The sequence below is a fragment of the Paucilactobacillus kaifaensis genome (assembly GCF_005405145.1).
GTDB lineage: Bacteria > Bacillota > Bacilli > Lactobacillales > Lactobacillaceae > Paucilactobacillus > Paucilactobacillus kaifaensis.
Window position 1 is genome coordinate 37493 of sequence record NZ_BJDM01000007.1, and the last position, 21271, is coordinate 58763.

General features: G+C 38.1%; 20 protein-coding genes and 2 tRNA genes. 6 read left to right on the top strand and 16 right to left on the bottom strand.

Annotation, left to right across the window (positions count from 1 at the left end; translation table 11 throughout):
• Positions 1-75: 75 nt before the first annotated feature.
• From FFM51_RS04555 to FFM51_RS04590, 8 genes are all read right to left on the bottom strand, one after another.
• Positions 76-843 (bottom strand): YibE/F family protein, encoded by a 768-nt coding sequence (locus FFM51_RS04555; protein ID WP_137597456.1) that lies wholly within the window; start codon positions 841-843, stop codon positions 76-78.
• Positions 840-1952 carry a YibE/F family protein gene (locus tag FFM51_RS04560; protein ID WP_223875893.1) on the bottom strand — a complete coding sequence of 371 codons (1113 nt, stop codon included), beginning with the start codon at positions 1950-1952 and terminating at the stop codon, positions 840-842. The genes FFM51_RS04555 and FFM51_RS04560 overlap by 4 nt, the downstream gene beginning before the upstream one ends.
• Positions 1953-2084: 132 nt before the next feature.
• A complete protein-coding gene (upp, locus tag FFM51_RS04565) occupies positions 2085-2714 on the bottom strand; it encodes a uracil phosphoribosyltransferase (protein ID WP_137597457.1) in 630 nt (209 codons plus the stop codon).
• Positions 2715-2792: 78 nt separating this feature from the next.
• Entirely contained in the window at positions 2793-4025 is a 1233-nt protein-coding gene (gene glyA / locus FFM51_RS04570; RefSeq protein WP_137597458.1) for a serine hydroxymethyltransferase, read from the bottom strand.
• A gap of 90 nt (positions 4026-4115) precedes the next feature.
• Positions 4116-5135 carry an L-threonylcarbamoyladenylate synthase gene (locus tag FFM51_RS04575; protein WP_137597459.1) on the bottom strand — a complete coding sequence of 340 codons (1020 nt, stop codon included), beginning with the start codon at positions 5133-5135 and terminating at the stop codon, positions 4116-4118.
• Between the two features lie 15 nt (positions 5136-5150).
• On the bottom strand, positions 5151-5999 hold the full coding sequence (prmC, locus tag FFM51_RS04580; RefSeq protein ID WP_137597460.1) for a peptide chain release factor N(5)-glutamine methyltransferase: 849 nt from the start codon (positions 5997-5999) through the stop codon (positions 5151-5153).
• A complete protein-coding gene (gene prfA / locus FFM51_RS04585) occupies positions 5992-7074 on the bottom strand; it encodes a peptide chain release factor 1 (RefSeq protein ID WP_137597461.1) in 1083 nt (360 codons plus the stop codon). Before prfA ends, prmC begins: the two co-directional genes overlap by 8 nt.
• A 136-nt stretch (positions 7075-7210) precedes the next feature.
• Positions 7211-7783: a thymidine kinase gene (locus FFM51_RS04590; protein ID WP_137597462.1), complete on the bottom strand. Its 573-nt coding sequence runs from the start codon at positions 7781-7783 to the stop codon at positions 7211-7213.
• 184 nt (positions 7784-7967) lie between these two features.
• Here FFM51_RS04590 and FFM51_RS04595 point away from each other — a divergent pair, with 184 nt between their 5' ends.
• Entirely contained in the window at positions 7968-9311 is a 1344-nt protein-coding gene (locus FFM51_RS04595) for a Mur ligase family protein (protein WP_137597463.1), read from the top strand.
• Complete coding sequence (locus FFM51_RS04600; RefSeq protein WP_137597464.1) at positions 9311-10018, top strand: type 1 glutamine amidotransferase; 708 nt, start codon at positions 9311-9313, stop codon at positions 10016-10018. The genes FFM51_RS04595 and FFM51_RS04600 overlap by 1 nt, the downstream gene beginning before the upstream one ends.
• Before the next feature lie 178 nt (positions 10019-10196).
• Here the strand turns inward: FFM51_RS04600 and FFM51_RS04605 are convergent, their stop codons facing one another.
• From FFM51_RS04605 to FFM51_RS04620, 4 genes are read right to left on the bottom strand one after another with little or no spacing between them, the layout of a single operon-like run.
• Positions 10197-11228, bottom strand: coding sequence for a serine hydrolase domain-containing protein (locus FFM51_RS04605; protein ID WP_137597465.1), 1032 nt, complete (start codon positions 11226-11228; stop codon positions 10197-10199).
• A 12-nt stretch (positions 11229-11240) separates the two neighbouring features.
• Positions 11241-13070: an ABC transporter ATP-binding protein gene (locus tag FFM51_RS04610; RefSeq protein WP_414691952.1), complete on the bottom strand. Its 1830-nt coding sequence runs from the start codon at positions 13068-13070 to the stop codon at positions 11241-11243.
• A complete protein-coding gene (locus FFM51_RS04615; RefSeq protein WP_137597467.1) occupies positions 13063-14805 on the bottom strand; it encodes an ABC transporter ATP-binding protein in 1743 nt (580 codons plus the stop codon). Before FFM51_RS04615 ends, FFM51_RS04610 begins: the two co-directional genes overlap by 8 nt.
• The gene (locus FFM51_RS04620; protein WP_170999568.1) at positions 14798-15301 is read right to left on the bottom strand and encodes a MarR family winged helix-turn-helix transcriptional regulator; all 504 of its coding nucleotides are present in this window, start codon (positions 15299-15301) and stop codon (positions 14798-14800) included. The genes FFM51_RS04615 and FFM51_RS04620 overlap by 8 nt, the downstream gene beginning before the upstream one ends.
• Before the next feature lie 132 nt (positions 15302-15433).
• Between FFM51_RS04620 and FFM51_RS04625 the strand changes: the two genes are divergently transcribed.
• Positions 15434-16054, top strand: a complete 621-nt coding sequence (locus tag FFM51_RS04625; RefSeq protein WP_137597469.1) for a flavin reductase family protein — start codon at positions 15434-15436, stop codon at positions 16052-16054.
• Between the two features lie 51 nt (positions 16055-16105).
• Here FFM51_RS04625 and FFM51_RS04630 read toward each other — a convergent pair whose 3' ends face one another.
• The 3 genes from FFM51_RS04630 to FFM51_RS04640 form a co-directional block, all read right to left on the bottom strand.
• Positions 16106-16720: an alpha/beta hydrolase gene (locus tag FFM51_RS04630; protein ID WP_170999569.1), complete on the bottom strand. Its 615-nt coding sequence runs from the start codon at positions 16718-16720 to the stop codon at positions 16106-16108.
• 2 nt (positions 16721-16722) lie between these two features.
• Positions 16723-17688, bottom strand: a complete 966-nt coding sequence (locus tag FFM51_RS04635; protein ID WP_137597471.1) for a ring-cleaving dioxygenase — start codon at positions 17686-17688, stop codon at positions 16723-16725.
• A 185-nt stretch (positions 17689-17873) separates the two neighbouring features.
• Entirely contained in the window at positions 17874-18911 is a 1038-nt protein-coding gene (locus tag FFM51_RS04640) for a branched-chain amino acid aminotransferase (RefSeq protein WP_137597472.1), read from the bottom strand.
• A gap of 244 nt (positions 18912-19155) precedes the next feature.
• On the opposite strand from FFM51_RS04640, the gene FFM51_RS04645 reads away from it, so the two are divergent.
• Entirely contained in the window at positions 19156-20388 is a 1233-nt protein-coding gene (locus FFM51_RS04645) for a chloride channel protein (protein WP_223875894.1), read from the top strand.
• A gap of 76 nt (positions 20389-20464) precedes the next feature.
• On the opposite strand, the gene FFM51_RS04650 is transcribed toward FFM51_RS04645, so the two are convergent.
• Positions 20465-20537: transfer RNA gene (locus FFM51_RS04650), tRNA-Gln, on the bottom strand.
• Positions 20538-20713: 176 nt separating this feature from the next.
• Here FFM51_RS04650 and FFM51_RS04655 point away from each other — a divergent pair.
• The gene (locus FFM51_RS04655) at positions 20714-21043 is read left to right on the top strand and encodes a hypothetical protein (protein WP_137597473.1); all 330 of its coding nucleotides are present in this window, start codon (positions 20714-20716) and stop codon (positions 21041-21043) included.
• Between the two features lie 83 nt (positions 21044-21126).
• Positions 21127-21199: transfer RNA gene (locus tag FFM51_RS04660), tRNA-Glu, on the top strand.
• Positions 21200-21271: the final 72 nt, after the last annotated feature.

Below are 21271 nucleotides of genomic sequence, written 5' to 3' on the forward strand. Positions count from 1 at the left end.
TGCAATCGTATCAGGGTTCCCTTTTCAACCTCACTGGATCGAATTAAAAGGATATTTAATTGGACTTAGAATACCCTATTTGCTTGCACCTGTCAATAAGATTCGTTGACGTTGTCCCATTACAAAAGCAGTAATTGGAACGGTCAAAATCACTCCAACGAAGGAAACTAATACCATGATTAATTCCGCCACAAAAATTTTGTTATTAATAACCTCACCAAAAGTATAGTGGAGGCCTGAGAACCAGATAAACAAAGCTAAAAAGCCGCCAAAAAAACCAAAAAACAAAGTATTGAACGTCGTCCCAATGATTTGTTCACCAATCGAAATACCGTTTTTAAATAATTTTTTTGGTACTGTTTGTGGATGCTGCTGGATAATTTCTGCAAGTCCTGCAGCAATTGCCATCGCCGCTTCTGCAATTGCACCAAGCGTACTTAAAACAGTTGTAGTTACGGCAATTTTCAAAAAGTTAATACCAATTAAAATTGACATTCCTTCAAGGTCATCTGAATCTTCTTCACCAAACCCTTGTACCATTGCCCAGTGCTCTACCGGAATAATCAATAATACTAGTACCACTAAAACAATCAACGAAGCATAAAAAGCTGTTTGTGCAGTTACCAAATTGTCTTCACCCATAAATATAGTGATTGCTAATATAACGACCCCCGTAATTAAAGTTACAGCTAATGGTGGCAAGTGAAAAGCCATAAGAATGACCGCCATAAACAAAAAACCAAAATTTAATATTAAACTAAAAAATGACTTGGCTCCTTGTTTACCGCCAACTAAAATCATTACAACTAAAAGAACTAATCCCAACGCGGTAATCGTACTCATGCCTTCACCCGCTTTCCTAATAGTAGCCCAGCTAGCGCACTCGCAACTGGAATTGCCAAGACAATGCCGATCCCACTAATTAAACTTTGAACTGTCCCCAAACTCATGTTCATTGCAAACGTATAGCCCCATGAATTTCCATTTTTAATATACAGTAAACTAGACGTAAAAGTATCTGCCATAAAAATCATGAAGAGAACATTCACGAGCGGTCCCATAATAGTTTGGCCCACCTTACGGCCAGACAAAAATAATTTTTTAGCACTGACATTAGGATCAAGACTTTTCAATTCAAATAAAGTTGCCACAATATCTGTCGATTCATCCATTACAGCCCCCAAAGAACCCAACAGCGTTTCGGCCAAAAACAACGGACGTGGAACTTGTGTCACGTACTGCATGGATTCATAAAACATCCCCCGCTCATGTGTCAAATGAAAGACCGCCAAACTGATCAACATAGCAATACTGGTACCAATAACCGTAGCTCCTAGTGTAGCCAACATTTGTCTATTCAGCCCCAAAACCAATAATAATGTCATTGTGGCAAAAAGCAGCGATAGAACACTAAAAATTAGCATTACGTGTTCACCTTGAAATGATAAATCAATTTGGATTGCAATAAAGAAAACAACGCCATTAAGTAGAACACTTAAAAACGCCAGTGATCCTTTTTTACGCATAATCAAAATTAACAACGCCACTACTAACCACACCAAAAATACCAATACACCATCACGTTTGTAACCACTAATAGTGCCTGATAGTCGCTGATGACTATTTTGGTGGAGGTTGACAAAAACCTGATCACCAATTTTATATTTTTGATCAAGACCACCAGAGTCCGAAAACTGATTGGTTAATACCAATTGTTGGTGCTTAAATTTTCCGTTTAACACTTTTACGGTCAATTTTTGCGATGTCAAATGGTCGACATTATCAAAATTATCCTTTTGTTTTTGTCGCGCGCTATTAGTTACTCGAACAACTTGTACCAATGGTTGCTTGTATAATAGTTGATTATGGGTCACAAACAGCATTGACCCGATACCCAGTACTATCAAGATAATTGCTAGCCATATAGTTCGTTTTTTTTCTTCGTGAATCAATTTTAATTAACCTCGTTCCAAAACTATGTGGTCATTGTACCGCAAAAAAAGGTGGCATACTTTAAGTTAAGGTAAAGCTTGCACCATTTTCTGGCTAACTAAAAAGCTCACCTCTCGGTGAGCTTTTTTGCATTATTTAGTTCCAAACAACCGATCGCCTGCGTCACCAAGACCTGGCACGATATATCCATCCTCATTCAACTTATCATCTAGAGAAGCAGTGTAAATATCAATATCCGGATGCTTTTCTTGCAATGCTTTAACTCCCTCAGGGGCAGCAACTAAACAAACAAACTTAATATTCGTTGCACCACGTTTCTTGAGGGCATCGATCGCCATGATAGCAGATCCACCAGTTGCTAACATAGGGTCAACCACGAACAATTGTCGCTGGTCGATATCAGATGGTAATTTAACAAAATACTCATGGGGCTTTAAAGTTGTTTCGTCACGATACATGCCAATATGGCCAACTTTGGCAGCCGGAATTAATTCCAGAATACCATCAACCATTCCAAGACCCGCACGTAAAATAGGAATAATTGCTACTTTTTTACCAGCAAGTTGTTTTTTGACTGTTTTTGAAATTGGTGTTTCAACTGTGACATCTTCCAATGGCATGTCGCGTGAAACTTCATAGGCCATTAGCGTCGAAATTTCATTGACAGTTTCGCGAAAAATCTTTGTTCCAACACTTTTATCTCGAATTAATGTTAACTTGTGTTGAATCAGTGGATGATCAAGTACTTCAAATTTGCCCATGACAAATAAACACTCCTTTTGAATTTCTTATCTATTGTAACAAATATTCAACACTGAAAAATCGTTTTTTTAATTTCTTTAAACAATTTTGTGTGCTTGTGTTAGTTGAGCAACCTGCTGAGCGACAGACTCCATTTGTGCTTGATCATCTGCATGATTAATTACTTGGAGAATTAGGCGGGCAACCTGTTTTGAATCCTCTGGATCAAAACCGCGACTGGTAATTGCTGGCGTTCCAATCCGTAGTCCGCTGGTAACAAATGGACTTAGTGGCTCATTTGGAATTGATTCTTTATTCGCCGTAATATTAACACTATCCAACAAATTTTGTAGTTCTTTGCCATTTAACGCTGTTTTAGAGATATCAATGGTCATCAAGTGATTATCTGTCCCACCTGAAACAACATGGACATTGTCACTTTCGTTAAATACCTGAGCCATTGCATGGGCATTATCAATTATTTTTTGAGTGTATTTTTTAAATTCAGGTTGTAAATCTTCGTACAATGCCTGTGCTTTACCCGCAATGACGTGTTCAAGTGGTCCACCTTGAGTCCCCGGAAAAACAGCTGAATTAATCTTTTTAGCATATTTTTCTTGGCTCAAAATCAAACCACCACGTGGTCCACGAAGCGTTTTATGTGTTGTGGTTGTGACCACATCCGCAATACCAACTGGGCTAGGATGCAGACCAGTTGCCACTAATCCCGCAATATGTGCCATATCGACCATCAAATATGCGCCGACCTCGTCAGCAATCTCACGAAATTTTTGCCAGTCAATAATCCGGCTATAGGCAGAGGCACCTGCCACAATTAACTGTGGTTGTACTTTTTTAGCTTGTTTTAAAATAGCATCGTAATCTAACATTTCAGTTTCTGAATCCAATCCATACCCTTCAGTATGGTAAAACTTACCGCTAAAGTTAACGGGTGACCCATGCGTCAAATGACCTCCAGCATCTAATCCCATCCCTAGAATTGTGTCACCGGGTTTTAAAAATGCCTGATACACAGCCATGTTAGCTTGTGAGCCAGAATGCGGTTGTACGTTGGCATATTCTGCGTGAAATAATTCTTTGGCATGATCAATCGCTAGTTGTTCCACCTGATCAATAAATTGGCAGCCACCATAATATCGTTTTCCTGGATATCCTTCAGCATATTTGTTAGTTAGCACGGAACCTTGGGCTTCACGAACGGCATCAGAAACAATATTTTCAGACGCGATCAACTCAATAGTGTCTTCTTGTCGGTTTTCTTCACTGGCAACTGATTGCCAAAGCGCTGGATCTTTTTTACTATAATTCATTTTTGGCCACTTCCTTATGTTAGATTACGAAACTAGTCACTCATCCTGATTATATTCTAACTAACTTGCACTAAGAAAAAAACAAGTATGTTAATCAAGTTTAAAATGTTCACCGCCAGCAGATTTATTTAGCCGATTCATATATGCCAATCCTAAGCCTTCTGCAGCAAAGGCTTGGACTAAAATAGTTTTAATGGTTGCTTGATTATCAAATTGACGTAACCCAGCAAATAATTGAGCACTAGCATCCTCCACACCAGCACCAAGCGAAAATGTTTGTAAATTATCAGCCGGTTTTAAGTCGGTTAGCAATCTCTTTTCTGCCATTATACCCACCCCAAATGGTTGCTCTTTTGCCCATTTAATTGCTGCTGACCAATCATCATCTTGATCGACAATATAGACCTGTGCTTTTGGGGCGTAATGTTTATATTTCATTCCTGGTGCCTTAGGAGTTTCATTTTTACCAACTTGATGGTGATTAGTTTCAATTGAACCAATTACAGCTTCAATTTGTGCTTTTGTAACTGCTCCTGGCCTCAAAATTACAGGTTCATCTGTCGACATATCTAATACAGTTGACTCTACTCCTACCCTGGTTGGCCCATCATCTAAAATACCAGCGATTTTTCCGTTTAAATCATGATACACGTGTTGCGCAGTTGTTGGACTAGGCTTTCCCGAAGTATTAGCCGACGGTCCAACTAGCGGACAACCAGCAGCATTAATTAAATCTAATGTAGCTTGATTATCAGGAAAACGAAATGCCGCAGTATTTAATCCACCTGTTACTGTTTTAGAAAAAGCATTTGGCTTAAGGTTAAAAATCATTGTCAACGAACCAGGCCAAAACTGACTCATTAATTTTTTAGCGTTCGGTGAGATGGACTGAACATAATTTGCCACAGTTTCTGTTGAAGCAACGTGCACGATCAGTGGATTATCACTGGGACGTCCCTTTGCTGCATATACTTTTTTAACTGCCTGTTCGTTTGTTGCATCAGCACCCAAACCGTAAACTGTTTCAGTTGGAAAAGCAACTAACTCCCCAGCCTTAATTAAATTTGCTGCTTCGTTGATTTGTGCTAACTTAAAAATTTTAGTTTCCAATATCAGTGTCTCCTTTTAACTCAGCATCCATGCATGAAACATTCTCATTTTGCCACTAATATCATGCCTTGTTTCAAATTTTGCATTACGATTTTTATTTTTAATTAACTCAGTAATCAAGCTCTCTTGTTTATAACCGGTCTCGCCAAATAAATGGCCATTCACATTCAAAACTGAGTCAATCTGTGTCATCATTTGCTGATAAAAACCCATTCCCTGTTGATCAGCAAATAGAGCCAGTTGCGGTTCATATTGGATAACCTGCGGATCCATTTGTGCTGTCTCATCTACGGCAATATATGGTGGGTTTGTCACAATTAAATCAAACTGATGATCCAATAGATTATTAAATATATTGCTTTCAACAAACTCAATTTCTGCAGCTAAATTAGTTGCATTTTGCTTGGCTACCGTCAAAGCTGCGGCTGAAATATCACTGGCAGTCACTCGCCAATTTGGTCGTTCTAACTTCAGCGAAATTCCGATCACACCACTGCCTGTCCCTAAATCTAATACACGCAAAGGTCTATCATTTTGAAATTCAGTCAGCACCCAATCAACTAATTCTTCAGTTTCACTTTCTGGAATCAAAACAGATGGAGAAACATTAAAAGTACGACCATAAAATGGTGCTTTACCGACAATATACTGTGCCGGTTCAAATTGGTTTAATCGTGCAATATCACTTTGAAATAGTTGCCATTCCTCCTCCTGCATCGTTTTTTTTCTTTGCAGTAATAGATCCGTTGTCGACCAACCATGGCGTTGTGACAGGATAAACTCAGGAGCAGTAACATCAATCTTTTTTCCCTGTATATGAGAATAAGCCCAATTAAGGGCTTCTTGATATGTCGGATTACTCATTACGTAATTGCTCCATTTTTTCAGTTTGATCAGCAATTACAAGTGCATCGATAATCTCGTCTAATTCACCATTCATAATTCGGTCCAACTTATTTAAAGTCAATCCTATACGATGATCAGTCACTCTGTTTTGAGGATAATTATAGGTTCGGATTCGTTCAGAACGATCACCGGTCCCAACAGCAGATTTACGCTGTTCATCATATGCACTTTGTTCTTTTTGCTGATAATAATCGTAAACACGAGCCCGCAAAATTTGCATTGCCTTCGCCCGATTTTGCTGCTGCGATCGTTCATCTTGCATTGCAACCACAATTCCAGTTGGTAAATGTGTCATTCGAACGGCAGATGATGTTTTGTTAATGTGCTGTCCACCAGCACCAGAAGAGCGGTAGACATCAGTTCGGATATCTTTTGGATCAATATCAATATCGACATCCTCAGCCTCAGGCATAACACCAACCGTCGCAGTGGATGTATGCACACGACCAGCAGATTCAGTTACCGGAATCCGTTGAACACGATGAGCACCATTTTCATACTTAAGTTTAGAATAAACCTTATTGCCAGAAATCATCAAAACAATTTCCTTAAATCCACCAACTTCAGTATCACTTTTATCGACGACTTCAACTTGCCACCCCTGTTTTTCAGCGTAGCGTGAGTACATTTCAAATAAATCACCAGCAAATAGGCTCGCTTCGTCCCCACCAGCAGCACCGTGGATCTCCATGATAATATTTTTATCATCATTAGGATCTTGTGGCAATAACAAAACTCGTAGTTCTTGTTCCAACTGTTCCTGCTGTTCCTTAGATTCAGCCAGTTCTTCCTTAGTTAATTGCTCCATTTCCGGATCTAGTTTCTCATGTAATAGCTCATCGTCATCCTTAATCTGCTGAGAAACTTTTTTATATTCAGTGTATTTTTCAACGGTTTCACGAATGCTGCCTTCTTCTTTAGACAGTTTCATAAACCTTTGTGTATCAGCAATTATTTCAGGATCACTGATCAATTCGTTTAACTCATCGTACCGATCAGCCACAGCTTGCAGCTTATCAAAAATTTCATCCATGGTTTTCTCTCCTAAACAAGCATAGAGTGTTAATTTGGCCTACAAGATTTGGCTAAAATAACACGTTTCAAAATCAGAGTACTAATCAATCCGAGTAGCATCACAAAGAGGCTGGATAAATTAGCACATTTTAATCTTACTTCAACAACGGGTGAAAATAATGGCGACGGCAAACTGGGTAATACGACTCATTGCCACCAATCATTACTTGTTCTCCGTCGTACACTGGCTTACCATCATGAATGCGTAAATTCATGGTTGCCTTTTTCTTACAAAACCAGCAAATCGTTTTCATCTCTTCTAATTTATCAGAATAAATCAATAAATATTTTGAGCCTTCAAACAATTGGTTACGAAAATCGTTTTTTAACCCAAATGTCATTACCGGAATGTTTAGTTCATCCACAATTTTAGTTAGTTGAATGATGTGTTCCTTTTTCAAAAACTGTGCTTCATCAACTAAGACACACGCTGCATCCGGATTGGTCTGTTCCACGTATTCAAATATGTCGGTTTCATCTAACACAGGAACGGCCGCACGCTCCAAGCCAATCCGACTAGCAATTGTTCCAACTCCAGAGCGCGTATCCAAGCCACTGGTTAAAATAATGACGGACTTGCCTTGCTCTTCGTAATTGTGAGCAACCTTCAAAATTTCGATTGATTTACCTGAATTCATTGCACCATATTTAAAAAATAATTGCGCCACAGTCATTCACCTTTTCTTTGCGTATTCCACCCTAGTATAGCGAAATTAATGTACAAATTGAAGCCTTTAATTCTAGAGTACGCTAAATTCTTTCTTTTTTGCTAAATTCACGCTACAATTAACCGATAATTTCAAAATCAAGTATGATATTAGATAGTGAAAAAACTATTGGAGGATCCTATTAATGTCGCTAAGAAGTTCGATTGCCACCACTGCTGGTAAATCTAGTTACTGGTTTTTACATACTTTTTTACATGGTGGAAGTTCTCTACCTGGCAAAATCACCACAGCCATCGACCCACACATTCTGAAAGCATTTGGTGAAAAATTTGATGTCGTGGTAATCACTGGTACAAATGGTAAAACTTTAACCACCGCATTAAGCGTGCGAGTATTACAACAAAAATATGATTATGTTTTAACTAACCCAACCGGCTCCAACATGGAACAGGGAATTGTTACCACTTTTATCACAGCACACAAATCAAAAAATGGTAAAACACTAGCAATTTTAGAGGTTGATGAAGCGAACGTTGTTAAAGTTACCGAGCATATTAAACCAGTGGCATTCGTTTTCACTAACCTGTTTAGGGACCAAATGGATCGGTATGGCGAGATTTATACGACTTACGATAAAATTTTGGCAGGCGTAAAAATGGCACCCGAAGCAACTATTATTGCTAATGGCGATGCTCAAATTTTCAATTCTAAAGATCTTCCCAATCCAAAGATTTTTTTTGGCTTTAATCACACAGAAAATAAGGATATCAAAGCACCTGCTAACACAGATGGCGTTTTATGTCCTAAATGTAATCATATTTTGCACTTTGGTTTTCTAACATATGGTAACTTAGGAAGTTATTTCTGTCCTAATTGCGGCTTTAAACGCCCTGAATTAACTTATCAGGTAACTAAATTAACTAAGTTAACCCCTACTAACTCAACATTTGAAATTGATCATCATCAATACACTATTCAAATTGGTGGTTTATATAATATCTATAATGCATTAGCTGCATATGCGCTTGGACGTTTTCTAGGAGTTGAACCAGCACAAATTGGAAAAGCTTTTGAATCCGACAGAAAAGTATTTGGACGCCAGGAAACGATCAATGTGGACGATAAAAAAGTAACGTTGATTCTAGTTAAAAATCCCGTGGGCTTAAATCAAGTAATCGACATGATTTTATCTGATCCACAACCATTTTCTTTTGTCGGATTATTAAATGCCAACTACGCGGATGGAATTGATACTAGTTGGATTTGGGATGGTAACTTTGAAAAGTTGCAACAACATGACATCCCTCAATTTATGACTGGCGGTGAACGTTATAAGGATATCACCTTTAGGCTTAAAGTAGCTGGCGTTGATAATCCAATCATCGAGCCGGATTTGACGAAGATAATTGGGAAAATTAAATCTTTGCCAACAGAAAAAGTCTATATTTTGGCAACTTATACCGCTATTCTGCAATTGCGAAAACAGTTGGCCGAACAAGGCTACATTAAGGAAGGAATGAATGCATAATGGCAAAATACTCATTACGTTTAGCACACCTATACGGTGATCTGTTAAACACATATGGTGATGTCGGCAATATTTTGGCCCTTCAATACTATGCAAAACAAATGGATACCGATCTAACCGTCGATGTAATTAGCATGGAAGAATCATTCAATCCAGATGATTTTGATTTAGCATTCTTCGGTGGTGGCCAAGACTATGAACAAATGATTGTTTCCCATGATATCCCAAATAAAAAAGATGGGATCCAACAATTCATTTCAGAGGACAAACCAATGCTTGCCATTTGTGGTGGCTATCAGCTATTGGGGCATTATTATATTGGTGCTGATGGTGAAAAAATACCCGGCATTGGTGTTTTAGATCACTATACATTGAGTCAAGATAATAACCGTTTTATTGGTAATATTACGATTAAGAATGAAGATACTGGTGAAACCTATCACGGCTTTGAAAATCACAATGGCAGAACTTTTCTTGGTAATGGCGAAAAAGCCCTTGGAACTGTTATTTCAGGGCATGGCAACAACGGTGAAGATCACACTGAAGGAGCAATTTACAAACAAGTTTTCTGTTCTTATTTTCATGGACCAATTCTTACCAGAAATGGTGAATTAGCTAAACGAATGATTCTCACTGCATTAAAAAATAAATACCCAGATGCAGATTTATCAGCTCAGGCTAAATTAGAGATTCAACCAACATTTTAATTAACACAAAAAGGCAGGCAAAAACATAGTTTTTGCCTGCCTTTTTAATATTTATCAAATATATTGCTAAAGCGTAGAAAAGGTCAGATTTTCCTCAATATCCATATTTACTAAACTACAAAAGTAGAAAGTAGCATGTAATTATGGTTTCCGCTGCGATACAAAATCGGCTCGGAATCTAAACACCTTTTATCTCACTTTCTTTTTCTTGCAGATATGTTCGCACAATTAAATTTCTTCGCGTAAGAAATTCATCATTATCAGCACTGGGGTGGACTCGGTTTGATAACATGATAAATCCCTGTTGTTCATCACGGTCCAACACCATCCAAGTACCGGTAAAACCAGTATGATAGATCACCAAATGGTTATCAACGGCATCACTTTTCAGCACCCGCCATCCAAATGAACGACCATGAAACCCCGGCATAGGTGTTTGGTCATCAAATAGTTGATCAATTGTTGCAGCAGTCAACAATCCTGCTAAATTGGTTGTCACCATCGCATGACTAAAAATTTCTAAATCAGATAAAGTTGCAAAAAGGCCTGCGCAGCCACAATGTTCTTGTAAAATATATGCCTTCGGGTCATGAACTTGGCCACGAATCAAGCCTCGTTTTAATTGCACTTCAGTCGGGACACAATCCCGTTTATGCGGACTAAACGTTGCTCCCGTCATTTTCAAGGGTTGTAGCACTTGCTGCTCAATTACCTGTTGTACTGGTTGGTGATAAAAATACTCAATAATCCAACCAAGATAAATAAACCCAATGTCTGCATACTTTACACGCTGATTGAAATCCTTACCAACATGTAACTTTAGGAGCTGATTCGTCAGTTCCTCTGCAGGGAGCTGATTACGATTTTTAATGTAACCTTCGATCCCTGATGTATGAGTCAATAAGTGTCGAATGGTCACCCGTTGATCTGTAAATCGGGGTAAATATTGGTGAACTGGAGCTTCAATATTTAATTCCCCACGCTCGACTAATTGCATAATAACAGTTGTAGTTCCAATTACCTTAGTTAGTGATGCGACATCATATTTTGCATTGGCCCATAGTTTCATTTTAGTTGGTACCAATTGTGCATTACCAAAAACTTCTGAGTACTGATTATGCGCATCAAAAATAGTATACGAAACACCTGGTACTACATTTTGGGTTACTAACTGATGTAATTGTTTAATTGTTTTTTCATATTGCACCATGTTGACAACACCTTAAATTTGATTACCCATGAATTGACTGTTATACAAATCAGCATAGAAACCATGTTGTGCGATTAAGCCATCATGATCACCAGTTTCAACAATCTGACCGTGATCCATCACAATGATTTTTTCAGCATTGCGAATAGTTGATAATCGATGTGCGACCACAAAACTGGTTCGGTTTCGTTGCAGTTTGTTCATTGCTTGTTGAATCAAGGTTTCCGTTCTAGTATCTACAGAACTTGTTGCTTCATCTAAAATCAAAATCTCAGGATCCGCAACAAATGCCCGGGCAATCGTTAATAATTGTCGTTGGCCTTGCGAGATATTAGAAGCGGATTCATCCAAAACTGTTTGATACCCATCAGGTAGTTGGCGAATAAAACTATCCGCCCGGGCTTCTTTAGCAGCCGCATACACTTCTTCATCAGTGGCATTTTCTCGTCCGTACTTAATATTATCAAAGATAGTTCCTGTGAATAACCAGGTATCTTGTAGTACCATCGCAAAATGTTGACGAACTGTTTCACGCGATATATTTCGTGTTTCTTTTCCGTCCAGATAAATACGGCCACCAGTAACATCATAAAACCGTTCCAGTAAGTTAATGATAGTTGTCTTTCCAGCTCCGGTTGGCCCTACAATCGCAACCATATGATTAGTGGGTGCCTTCAAATTAAAATCTTTGATTAATGGATTTTCATCGTAACTAAAGGCCACATCGTTAAATTCAATTTTAGTTCCATCATCATCTTTATTGGGCAACTGCTGTTTGGTATCAAGCATTTCTGGTTCATCTAACACCGCAAAAATACGTTCTGCAGAAGCAATTGTGGCCTGAATTGTATTAGTCAAGTTAGCAATCTGGGTAATTGGTTGTGAAAACTGATTGGTGTATTGCAAAAAAGCTTGCACGTTTCCTAAAGTAATTTGTCCTGCCGCAACCTCAATGGTTCCGACAACAGCCACTAACAAGTAGTCCAAATTTCTGATAAAGTTCATCATTGGAAAAATTAGTGTGGAGAAAAATTGAGCCTTCCAAGCTGCTTTATAGTAATTTGAATTTTGCTTTTCAAACTCATTAATAGCTGCTTGCTCATGATTGAAAGTCCGAACTACCGTATGACCTGCATAGTTTTCTTCGACATGATTATTCAGTAATCCTAAACTAGATTGTTGCTTACTAAATAGTTTTTGTGAACGCGGGGCAATTACACCAACGACGATTAAGCTAAGTGGAACACTAACTAACGCAATCAACGTTAATTTCCAACTAATTGTAAACATAATGTATAAAACACCGAAGAAAGTTAACGAGCTGGTAACAATTTGGATCAAACTTTGCTGCAATGTTCCAGCAATATTGTCCATATCATTCACTGCACGACTCATAATGTCACCGTTTGAATGAGTATCATAGTAACTAACTGGTACGCGTTGCATCTTAGCCTTAAAATCTTTGCGCAATTGATAAACGACTTGTTGTGAAATGCGCGTCATCACAATTTGTTGCACCACACTAAACAACGATGACAATCCATATAAAATTCCAACCACAACCATCACATGGATAATCTTATCAAAATCAATTGGCAAACTGGTAACGTGCATCCCAGCTTTAATTTCTTGATATCCTTTGGTGACACCAGCGTAAATTTCAGTAGTTGCCTGCCCCAGAATTTTAGGCGCATTAATTGATAAAATGACAGAAATAGCGGCTAAAACTAGTGATACTATTACCCCGGGAATCCATTTTTTCATATAAGCAAACAAACGCCAAGTAGTCGGCCAAAAATTGTGTGGCTTATCAACAGCTTTACTTGCACCACGATTACGCATTTGCAGCATCCCCTTCCCTAATTTGTGAATCAACAATTTGCCGATAGGTTTCGTTGTTAGCCTTCAATTCTTGATGAGTACCTTGCCCAACCACTTTGCCGTCATCCATTACTAAAATCAAATCCGCATCAGCGACAGTTGACACTCGCTGAGCAACAATTACAGTGACCGCATTTTTGATCCGTTGATCCTGATGCAAAGCCATGCGAAGCTGCGCGTCCGTCTTAAAATCAAGCGCAGAAAATGAATCATCAAAAATATAGATAGCAGCTTCCTTAATAATCGTTCGGGCAATTGCTAAACGTTGTCGTTGTCCTCCTGAAAAGTTACCGCCATCTTGTTCAACAACAGCATCTAGGCCACCATTGCTAGTAACGAAACCTTTTGCCTGTGCTATTTCCAATGCCTGCCACATTTGATCATCCGTAGCTTTTTGATTACCATATTGCAAGTTAGTCCGGATTGTTCCCTTAAACAAGACAGCCTTTTGTTGTGTAATTGAAATTTTCTCATGCAAAGCGTGCTGACTCACTTGTTTGATTGGCTGACCATTAACTAAAATCTGGCCGTCATCAAAATTAAATAGCCGTGGGATTAGATTAACCAACGTCGATTTACCAGATCCGGTCCCACCGATAATAGCGACCGTCTGGCCTGCAGATGCCTTGAAACTCACATCTTGTAATGCTTTTTGTTCAGCTCCACGATATTCAAATTGAACATTATTAAACTCAAGTGATGCCGGTTTATTTTGATCAAATTCTTCAATTTGATCCTGTGGTAAATCTGCGACGCTATTGTCACGTTCAATAACTTCATTGATCCGTGCAGCAGATGCAGAGGCTCGAGGTACGAACACAAACACCATTGAAAGCATCATGAAACTCATTAAAATTTGGGTAGCATAAGTCATAAAGGCCACCAAGTTACCAACTTGCATCTGCATATTCGCAATTAAATGGCCGCCCAAATAAATAATACCAATATTGGAGCCACTTAAAATCAGCGTCATAATTGGAAACATAAATGAAGTGATCACAAACGCCTTAGTAGCTGTTTTGGTATAGTCTCGGTTAGCTGAATCAAACCGATCTTGCTCAAACTTGTCTTGATTAAACGCCCGAATAACCCGCACACCAGTCAATCCCTCACGAAAAACTAAGTTAATCCGATCAGTTTTCTTTTGAATACTCTTAAACAATGGCACGGCAAAGTACATGATCCCTACAACTGCCACTGCTAAAATTGGCAATGCCACCAAGAATACCTGTGTTAATCGTGGTTCACGATTATAAGCTAATACTCCAGCCGCAATCAACATAATTGGCGACTGCAACATCATTCGTAAAATGGTTACCATTACGTTCTGGATTTGGACAATGTCATTCGTTGAGCGTGTAATCAATGATGCATCTCCAAAATCAGTAAATTCACGACTCGAAAAATTTACTACTTTGGTAAACATCTGGGTTCGTAGTTTTTGGCCAACTTTCATTGATTGAGTGGAAGCAAAGTAAACATTCCCAGCAGCTGCTAGTAGACCAATTAACGAAACAATCAGCATGTTGAATCCTTGCCGCCAAATATATGCCTGATCATTTTGGGCAATTCCTTTATCAATTAAGTTAGAAGTTATCGTTGGTAAATACAAATCAGCACTGACTTGAATTAACAAAAATAGCAGTGCCGCAGTAGCCGCCCACCAATTTAAATTTTTTCGTGCAATTTTAATCATCTTCTTGATCACTGTCCTTTGCTATTTGACTAATTTCATGTTTAAATTCATCACGATCTTTCGCATCATAATAATTCATTGTTCGAACCAATTTGGTGAATAACTCCATTAAATGCTGTTGCTCATCTTCAGTCAATTTACCAAAAACCAACTGGTCAATTTGACGACGTAAAATCTGGTTTTCGTGGACCACTTTTTTGCCCTCGGCGGAGATTGTCACCCTTATCACTCGCTTATCGTTGGAGTCGGGAGTTCTGACGACTAGATTTTCTTTTTCCATTTTTTCTAGCAACCCCGTCACTGATGCGGGACGAATCCCAATCATCTGAGCTAGTTCAGCTTGCGATAAGTTGTCGTGCTCCATTAACGCATGCAAGACGTGCCCCTTACCATGATGTAATCCATGTTGATTTTTTACCGTTTTTAAACTAAGCCGCCGCATTAATGTCATCATTTCAAACATTTGATGCGATAACTGTTCATAATTATTCTGCATTTGCTCTAACCTCATCAATATACTTAGGTACCTAACAGTCTATTAAAGTACGCGAAATAAATGCAAATGTCAATTGATATATGCTAAACTACAATGAAAATTAGCTTTAATTGGCCATTAAGGAGTACGCTCATGATCCACTTTAACGCAAGCGAACTATCAACCAAGGAACAATATAAATTAATTAGTGGTAGTGTCATTCCGCGCCCGATTGCGTGGGTAACTTCCCGTGGCATTGATGGGACCATTAACCTAGCACCATTTAGCTTTTTTAGTGGGCTATCAAACCAACTACCACTGCTATCATTGGCTATTCTACGCAATACTAACCAAACAATGAAAGATACGGCTGCCAACATCCTAAACACCAAAGAAGCTGTGATACACACGATTTCAGCCCCACTAGCCAAACAAATGAATTTAACTGCTGCATCGCTAGCTAATAATATTAGTGAGCTAGATCTAACTAACTTAACAACAATCCCTAGCTTAACTGTTCACACCCCGTCGCTTGCCGAGCCGTTAATCCGGTTTGAAACCAAATTATTTCAATACGTTCCGATTAAACAAACTGATGGGAACGTTATTACAGACATGTTTATCCTTCAAGTAACCGACTTTTTCTTTGATCAAACAGTTTTCAACCAAGAAAAAAAATATATTTTGAATCATAACCTGAATCCCATCGGACGACTAGCCGGTAATGAATACACACTGTTAGGTAAAACATTCACCTTGGTTCGTCCCAAATAAAAGATCCGCCACCATACTATTTTAAAGTAAGGCTGGCGGATTTTTTTCAAACTATTTAGTATTTAATTCATCAAACCATTTTTTAGCGTCTTCAATTTCAGGCATTGTTACTTCGTGACTTTTATTATGCTCAAACACAGTCACATCGGCATGTGCCTCTGCTAATTTTTGCTGTAATAATCCAAAAATACGTTCTGGCACGATGGGATCTAAAATCCCATGAGATAGCCAAACCGGACCGATATTGGCCGTTGATGCAGTTTCATTTGACAAGATCATTGGATGCATAAAGATCCCTGTTTTAATAGGTGTTAAATTGTTTAACATCGCATACAAGGCAACATTAGCACCATTGGAGAATCCTAACACAATCATCTTATCGTATTCTAAATGATATTCCTCAGCCAGTCGTTTGATTTCAATCAAAAGTAGATTGGTCTCAGATGCTAAACTTTCCAAATCAAAACTACCATTTGATAGATGGTTAAAATACCGAGTCATCCCCTGTTCAACCAAACGACCGCGGACACCCAACTTGGGATTTTTTGGAGCAATAAAATCTGCAATTTGTAACAAATCCTTTTCGTCTCCACCAGTTCCATGAAGCATTAAAATTGTTGGTAGGTCTGAGTCTCCAGCTTGATAAAAATGCTTAAAAGTTACCATCATTAAGCTCCTTTTGTATCTGTGTTAAATGGAACCAAATGCTCCTCAATATCTTCACGTTGATCCTCTAAGAATGGTGGTAATTCAAGATGAACACCAGCCTCTTCAAATGTTTCATCGACTAAGAAACCAGGGCCATCAGTGGCGATTTCAAATAAAACCCCGGGGCCCGGGCGGAAGTATTCTGATTTGAAGTAAAAGCGATCAACAAACCCAGAATGCATTAGACCAACCTCCTCAATTCGGTTGATCCAGTATTGTAAACTTTCTTCGTTATCAGTTCTAAAGGCAACGTGATGCACAGTCCCATAACCTTGAACTTCATCAGGTTCAACTACATTGGTAGCCATAATTATTTGTGCACCGTGACCACCATCATGTAGCTCGTATAAAACTTCTTGTCCCTCTGTAGCCACCTTAGAAAAGCCCATCACATCAGTCAAAATGTAGTGCATTCTAGTAGGATAATCAACCGTCACAATCGTTGGCCCTAGCGCATAAATAGCAAATTCATCTGGAACTGGACTATAGCGATACGGAGTCCCCGCTTGGACGCCATGATTGATCTCATCTGACACTAATTGGTATCGCTGGTCATCAAAATCATAAAAATTCATCGTTTGGCTACCAAAATGAGTCTCAATGGCATCGTGTTTAATATCAAATTCATCAAACCGCGATTCCCAATAATTTAATGCATCATCAGATGGCACTCGAAATCCGATTCGCGAAACCGTATTTTTGCCCTTGCGACCATTTTGAATGCCAGGAAAATCAAAAAAAGTTAAATCCGTTCCTGCTGAACCCATATCATCAGTAAAGTATAAATGGTAAGTTCGAATATCATCTTGATTAACAGTCTTTTTAATCAAATGCAGTCCCAGCGTGTGGACCATAAAATCAAACATTTTTGGAGAGCTTGATGTAATTGCAGTAATATGATGTAATCCAGTTAAATTTGTGTTCATAATATCGCCTCCGTTAGGTTGATACCTTTTTCTATTTTCTAGAATTATATCACTTACTTTTTGTAAGTAAAGGTTTTTGTTTTACACTCTAACAAACTAGTAAGAATTAAACGTGCACGCACATAAAAGTGGGGTCGAGAAAATTTAACTGTTTTCTCGACCCCACTAACAATTATATTTAACTTTTAGTCATCAACCTTAACAACCCAGCCGTCAGGTCCTTTAACATCCCCAAATTGGATTCCAGTCAAAGTATCATAAAGCTTTTGAGTTACAGGTCCAACCTCGGTTTCACTGTAAAAGACATGTTTTTTACCATTATGAACAATGGCTCCAACAGGTGAAATTACAGCTGCCGTACCACAAGCACCAGCTTCGCTGAAGCGATCCAAATCATCGATATAAACATCGCCCTCTTCAACTTCAAGACCTAATTCATGTTCAGCTAAATAGAGTAATGAATATTTGGTAATACTTGGTAAAATCGAAGGTGATTTTGGAGTAACAAACTTCTTACCATCTTTTGTGATACCAAAGAAGTTAGCAGAACCAACTTCTTCAATCTTCTTATGTTCAACTGGATCAAGATAAATACAATCTGAATAACCAGCCTTATGAGCTTCGTCACCAGGAAGTAAGCTTGCAGCATAATTACCACCAACTTTACTTTGTCCAGTTCCTTTATGCGCAGCACGATCATATTCGGAAGTTGTAAAGTTAGTTGGTGTCATCCCACCCTTGAAGTAAGCACCAACAGGCATGGCAAAAATTCGGAATAAGTACTCGTTTGCGGGGTGAACACCAATGTTGCCACCAACCCCCATCATGATGGGACGAACATATAATGTTCCACCAGAACCATATGGTGGCACAAAATCTTCATTTGCTTTGACTACTTGTTTAACTGCATCCACGAATTTATCAGTTGGAAATTCAGGCATTAACAATCGTTTACAACTATTTTGCATTCGTGCAGCATTACGATCAGGCCGAAATAATTGAACTGAACCATCTTTCGTTCGATAAGCCTTCATCCCTTCGAAGTCTGATTGGCCATAATGTAATACAGTAGAACCTTCATTAATATGTACTTCACTATCTTGTGTTAGTTCGCCATCTGACCACTTGCCGTCCTTCCAAGTTGCCTGAAAACGATATGGTAAATCAAAATAATCGAATCCCAAGTTATCAAAATCAATGTCTGATGCTTTTACTTTTGCCATGTAACAGTGCCTCCAAAATTATGTATTAAATTCTCATTTTCTAATAAGAATTTAATAAAAGTCTAGTCATTTTTTTATCTTATGTCAAGTGCACCGGTTAAATAAATCATTTAATTACTGCTATATTTTCTGCTACATTGCACTTTGATTAGAAATTCAAAACTTGTCGATTTTCATACCTGCAAATATTTGGCAAGTATGGTTAAATGGTTAGTGGACTGTTTTTCAGGAGGATCCATTGATTATGATGAACAAACAATTATTTTTATTTGTCTACGGTTTATTTCTTAGTACTATTGCAGGAATTCTAGTAGGCATATTTTATGCATTACAAAATTTTTTAATTGAATTCTTTTGGCATGGAAATTTCTCACGACCAGTAATAAATGCAATCATTCTTGTTGTCATTGCATTGGTAATTATCATTTCGCGTAGCCTATTTGGCCAATTACCGCAGAATTTCAGTCATGTTCTTGCAGAGATTAAGGCTACTGGAACTGCTAACTATCAATTCGTGTTATTGCAAATGATCATCCCGGCAATTATTTTAGTTAGTGGAACCAGTCTTGGTCCTGAAGCCACGTTGTTAAGTTCAACTGTTTTATATGGTATCTGGATCAGTGATAAATTAAGATATGTTGCACAAAACTTCACCTCTATTAAACATAAAAACATTATTCAAGTCCTAACAATTCTATTAGTCCCGAACCGATTCAGAGTAACTAAAAACAATGAACCTGGTAATAACAATATTTTCGCTAACTACAAGATAACTAAATTAGTTTATCTCGGTAATGGAATACTGTGGTTTACCGTAATCTTTATTCTTTTAAAAATCCCATCAATATTTATTCGAATTGGAAACTTTCAATGGAACGTAGACGACTTAAATTGGTTCATTCCATTACTAGTCGGAAGTTATTTGATTGGCCATTTATACCTTCGGGGAATGATTGAAATTCGCAAGATACTACAATCTCGACTATATAATGAAATTCAAATGGTTTTATTTGGCGGTATAGCAATTTATCTTGCCAGTGTATTTGTACCAGACTTATTATTTTCAGGACAACATAATTTCCATTTATTCACAACTACCTGGGCTGATCAGTCAGTAGTTGCACTCATTTTTGTATCACTTGGTAAACTTCTATTATTAACAATCTGTTTAAACACCGGTTGGATTGGTGGCGATATTTTTCCAGTGATGTTCGCAGCAACCGTTCAAGGACTTGCAATTAGCAAATTAATTCCTAATTTAGATCACACGTATGTTATTGTATTAATTTCGATTGGTTTGGCATCGGCAATCCTTGAATCTCCACTTCTCGTAGGTAGTTTAATGATTACTTTGTTTGCGCCATTAAACTTAATTCCGATAGCGGCCGTTGCTACAATTGTATTGATGGAAATTCGTTCGATTCAAAAACGTTATACAACCTACATTCCAACCGTTTTCGATCAGATTCGTTACTAGCGTTAATCTGTAATACAAATAAAAAACTGTCATCTCTGAGCATTGGCGCTCTGAAATGGCAGTTATTATTTCAATATTGGGTATACTGGGCTCGAACCAGTAAATTACGGATTCAGAGTCCGCTGCCTTACCAATTTGGCGAATACCCAAAAATAGTTTTCGCTGATTACTACCAACGAACAATACAATTATACAGAATCAGAAACCGACAATCAACTAAATTTTAGAAACAATTTAATGTCGATCGACTAACTAACTTTTTTACTCAAAATTTGCTACAATACAGATGGCATATTAGAATAATTAAATAATGAGGAGACTGATTATGGCAAGTAATTCCGACTCAATTTACTACGTACTAACACATATGCACGCTCACCCAGCGATGATAACAGCAGAACCAATCAAATACACTAACGTGATCACAATGAGTATCCCAGATACGGTTAAAGTTGCTGACGCCGATATTTATTTTCCTGATCAGAAGTTGATGGTCAACCGATTATCACCTGATTTTGTGGCTAAAAATGGTAAATTGTTGGATCATTTCTATAGTTTAACTGCTCAGGAAATTCCCAATTATCATGATGTGTGGGTAACAACTTCGCATATTGTTAACAAAAATGCCTACATGGTTGAGCTTTCATATGAATAACCAGCCAAACTATTTAGTAAATATGTTTACCCGAGTGTTGACATACAGGAATGATTATCTGTATACTTATTATTGTACTTTTTTGCCCGCTGGACAAATTGGTTAAGTCGTCGCCCTCTCAAGGCGGAGTTACGGGTTCGAAACCCGTGCGGGTGATTCCAAAATCAAAATAAAAAGCTCAATCACTGTTAACAATAGTGATTGAGCTTTTTTAATTCAATATCTTAT

What these genes read in the sequence shown, in the direction of transcription:
- FFM51_RS04655 (WP_137597473.1), top strand. Translation starts at nt 20,714, where the DNA reads ATGGCAAGTAATTCCGACTCAATTTACTACGTACTAACACATATGCAC.
- FFM51_RS04635 (WP_137597471.1), bottom strand. Translation starts at nt 17,688, where the DNA reads ATGAACACAAATTTAACTGGATTACATCATATTACTGCAATTACATCA.
- prmC (WP_137597460.1), bottom strand. Translation starts at nt 5,999, where the DNA reads ATGAGTAATCCGACATATCAAGAAGCCCTTAATTGGGCTTATTCTCAT.
- FFM51_RS04595 (WP_137597463.1), top strand. Translation starts at nt 7,968, where the DNA reads ATGTCGCTAAGAAGTTCGATTGCCACCACTGCTGGTAAATCTAGTTAC.
- FFM51_RS04640 (WP_137597472.1), bottom strand. Translation starts at nt 18,911, where the DNA reads ATGGCAAAAGTAAAAGCATCAGACATTGATTTTGATAACTTGGGATTC.
- FFM51_RS04645 (WP_223875894.1), top strand. Translation starts at nt 19,156, where the DNA reads ATGATGAACAAACAATTATTTTTATTTGTCTACGGTTTATTTCTTAGT.
- FFM51_RS04620 (WP_170999568.1), bottom strand. Translation starts at nt 15,301, where the DNA reads ATGCAGAATAATTATGAACAGTTATCGCATCAAATGTTTGAAATGATG.
- upp (WP_137597457.1), bottom strand. Translation starts at nt 2,714, where the DNA reads ATGGGCAAATTTGAAGTACTTGATCATCCACTGATTCAACACAAGTTA.
- FFM51_RS04605 (WP_137597465.1), bottom strand. Translation starts at nt 11,228, where the DNA reads ATGGTGCAATATGAAAAAACAATTAAACAATTACATCAGTTAGTAACC.
- prfA (WP_137597461.1), bottom strand. Translation starts at nt 7,074, where the DNA reads ATGGATGAAATTTTTGATAAGCTGCAAGCTGTGGCTGATCGGTACGAT.
- FFM51_RS04630 (WP_170999569.1), bottom strand. Translation starts at nt 16,720, where the DNA reads ATGGTAACTTTTAAGCATTTTTATCAAGCTGGAGACTCAGACCTACCA.
- FFM51_RS04610 (WP_414691952.1), bottom strand. Translation starts at nt 13,070, where the DNA reads ATGCGTAATCGTGGTGCAAGTAAAGCTGTTGATAAGCCACACAATTTT.
- FFM51_RS04615 (WP_137597467.1), bottom strand. Translation starts at nt 14,805, where the DNA reads ATGATTAAAATTGCACGAAAAAATTTAAATTGGTGGGCGGCTACTGCG.
- FFM51_RS04625 (WP_137597469.1), top strand. Translation starts at nt 15,434, where the DNA reads ATGATCCACTTTAACGCAAGCGAACTATCAACCAAGGAACAATATAAA.
- FFM51_RS04600 (WP_137597464.1), top strand. Translation starts at nt 9,311, where the DNA reads ATGGCAAAATACTCATTACGTTTAGCACACCTATACGGTGATCTGTTA.
- glyA (WP_137597458.1), bottom strand. Translation starts at nt 4,025, where the DNA reads ATGAATTATAGTAAAAAAGATCCAGCGCTTTGGCAATCAGTTGCCAGT.
- FFM51_RS04555 (WP_137597456.1), bottom strand. Translation starts at nt 843, where the DNA reads ATGAGTACGATTACCGCGTTGGGATTAGTTCTTTTAGTTGTAATGATT.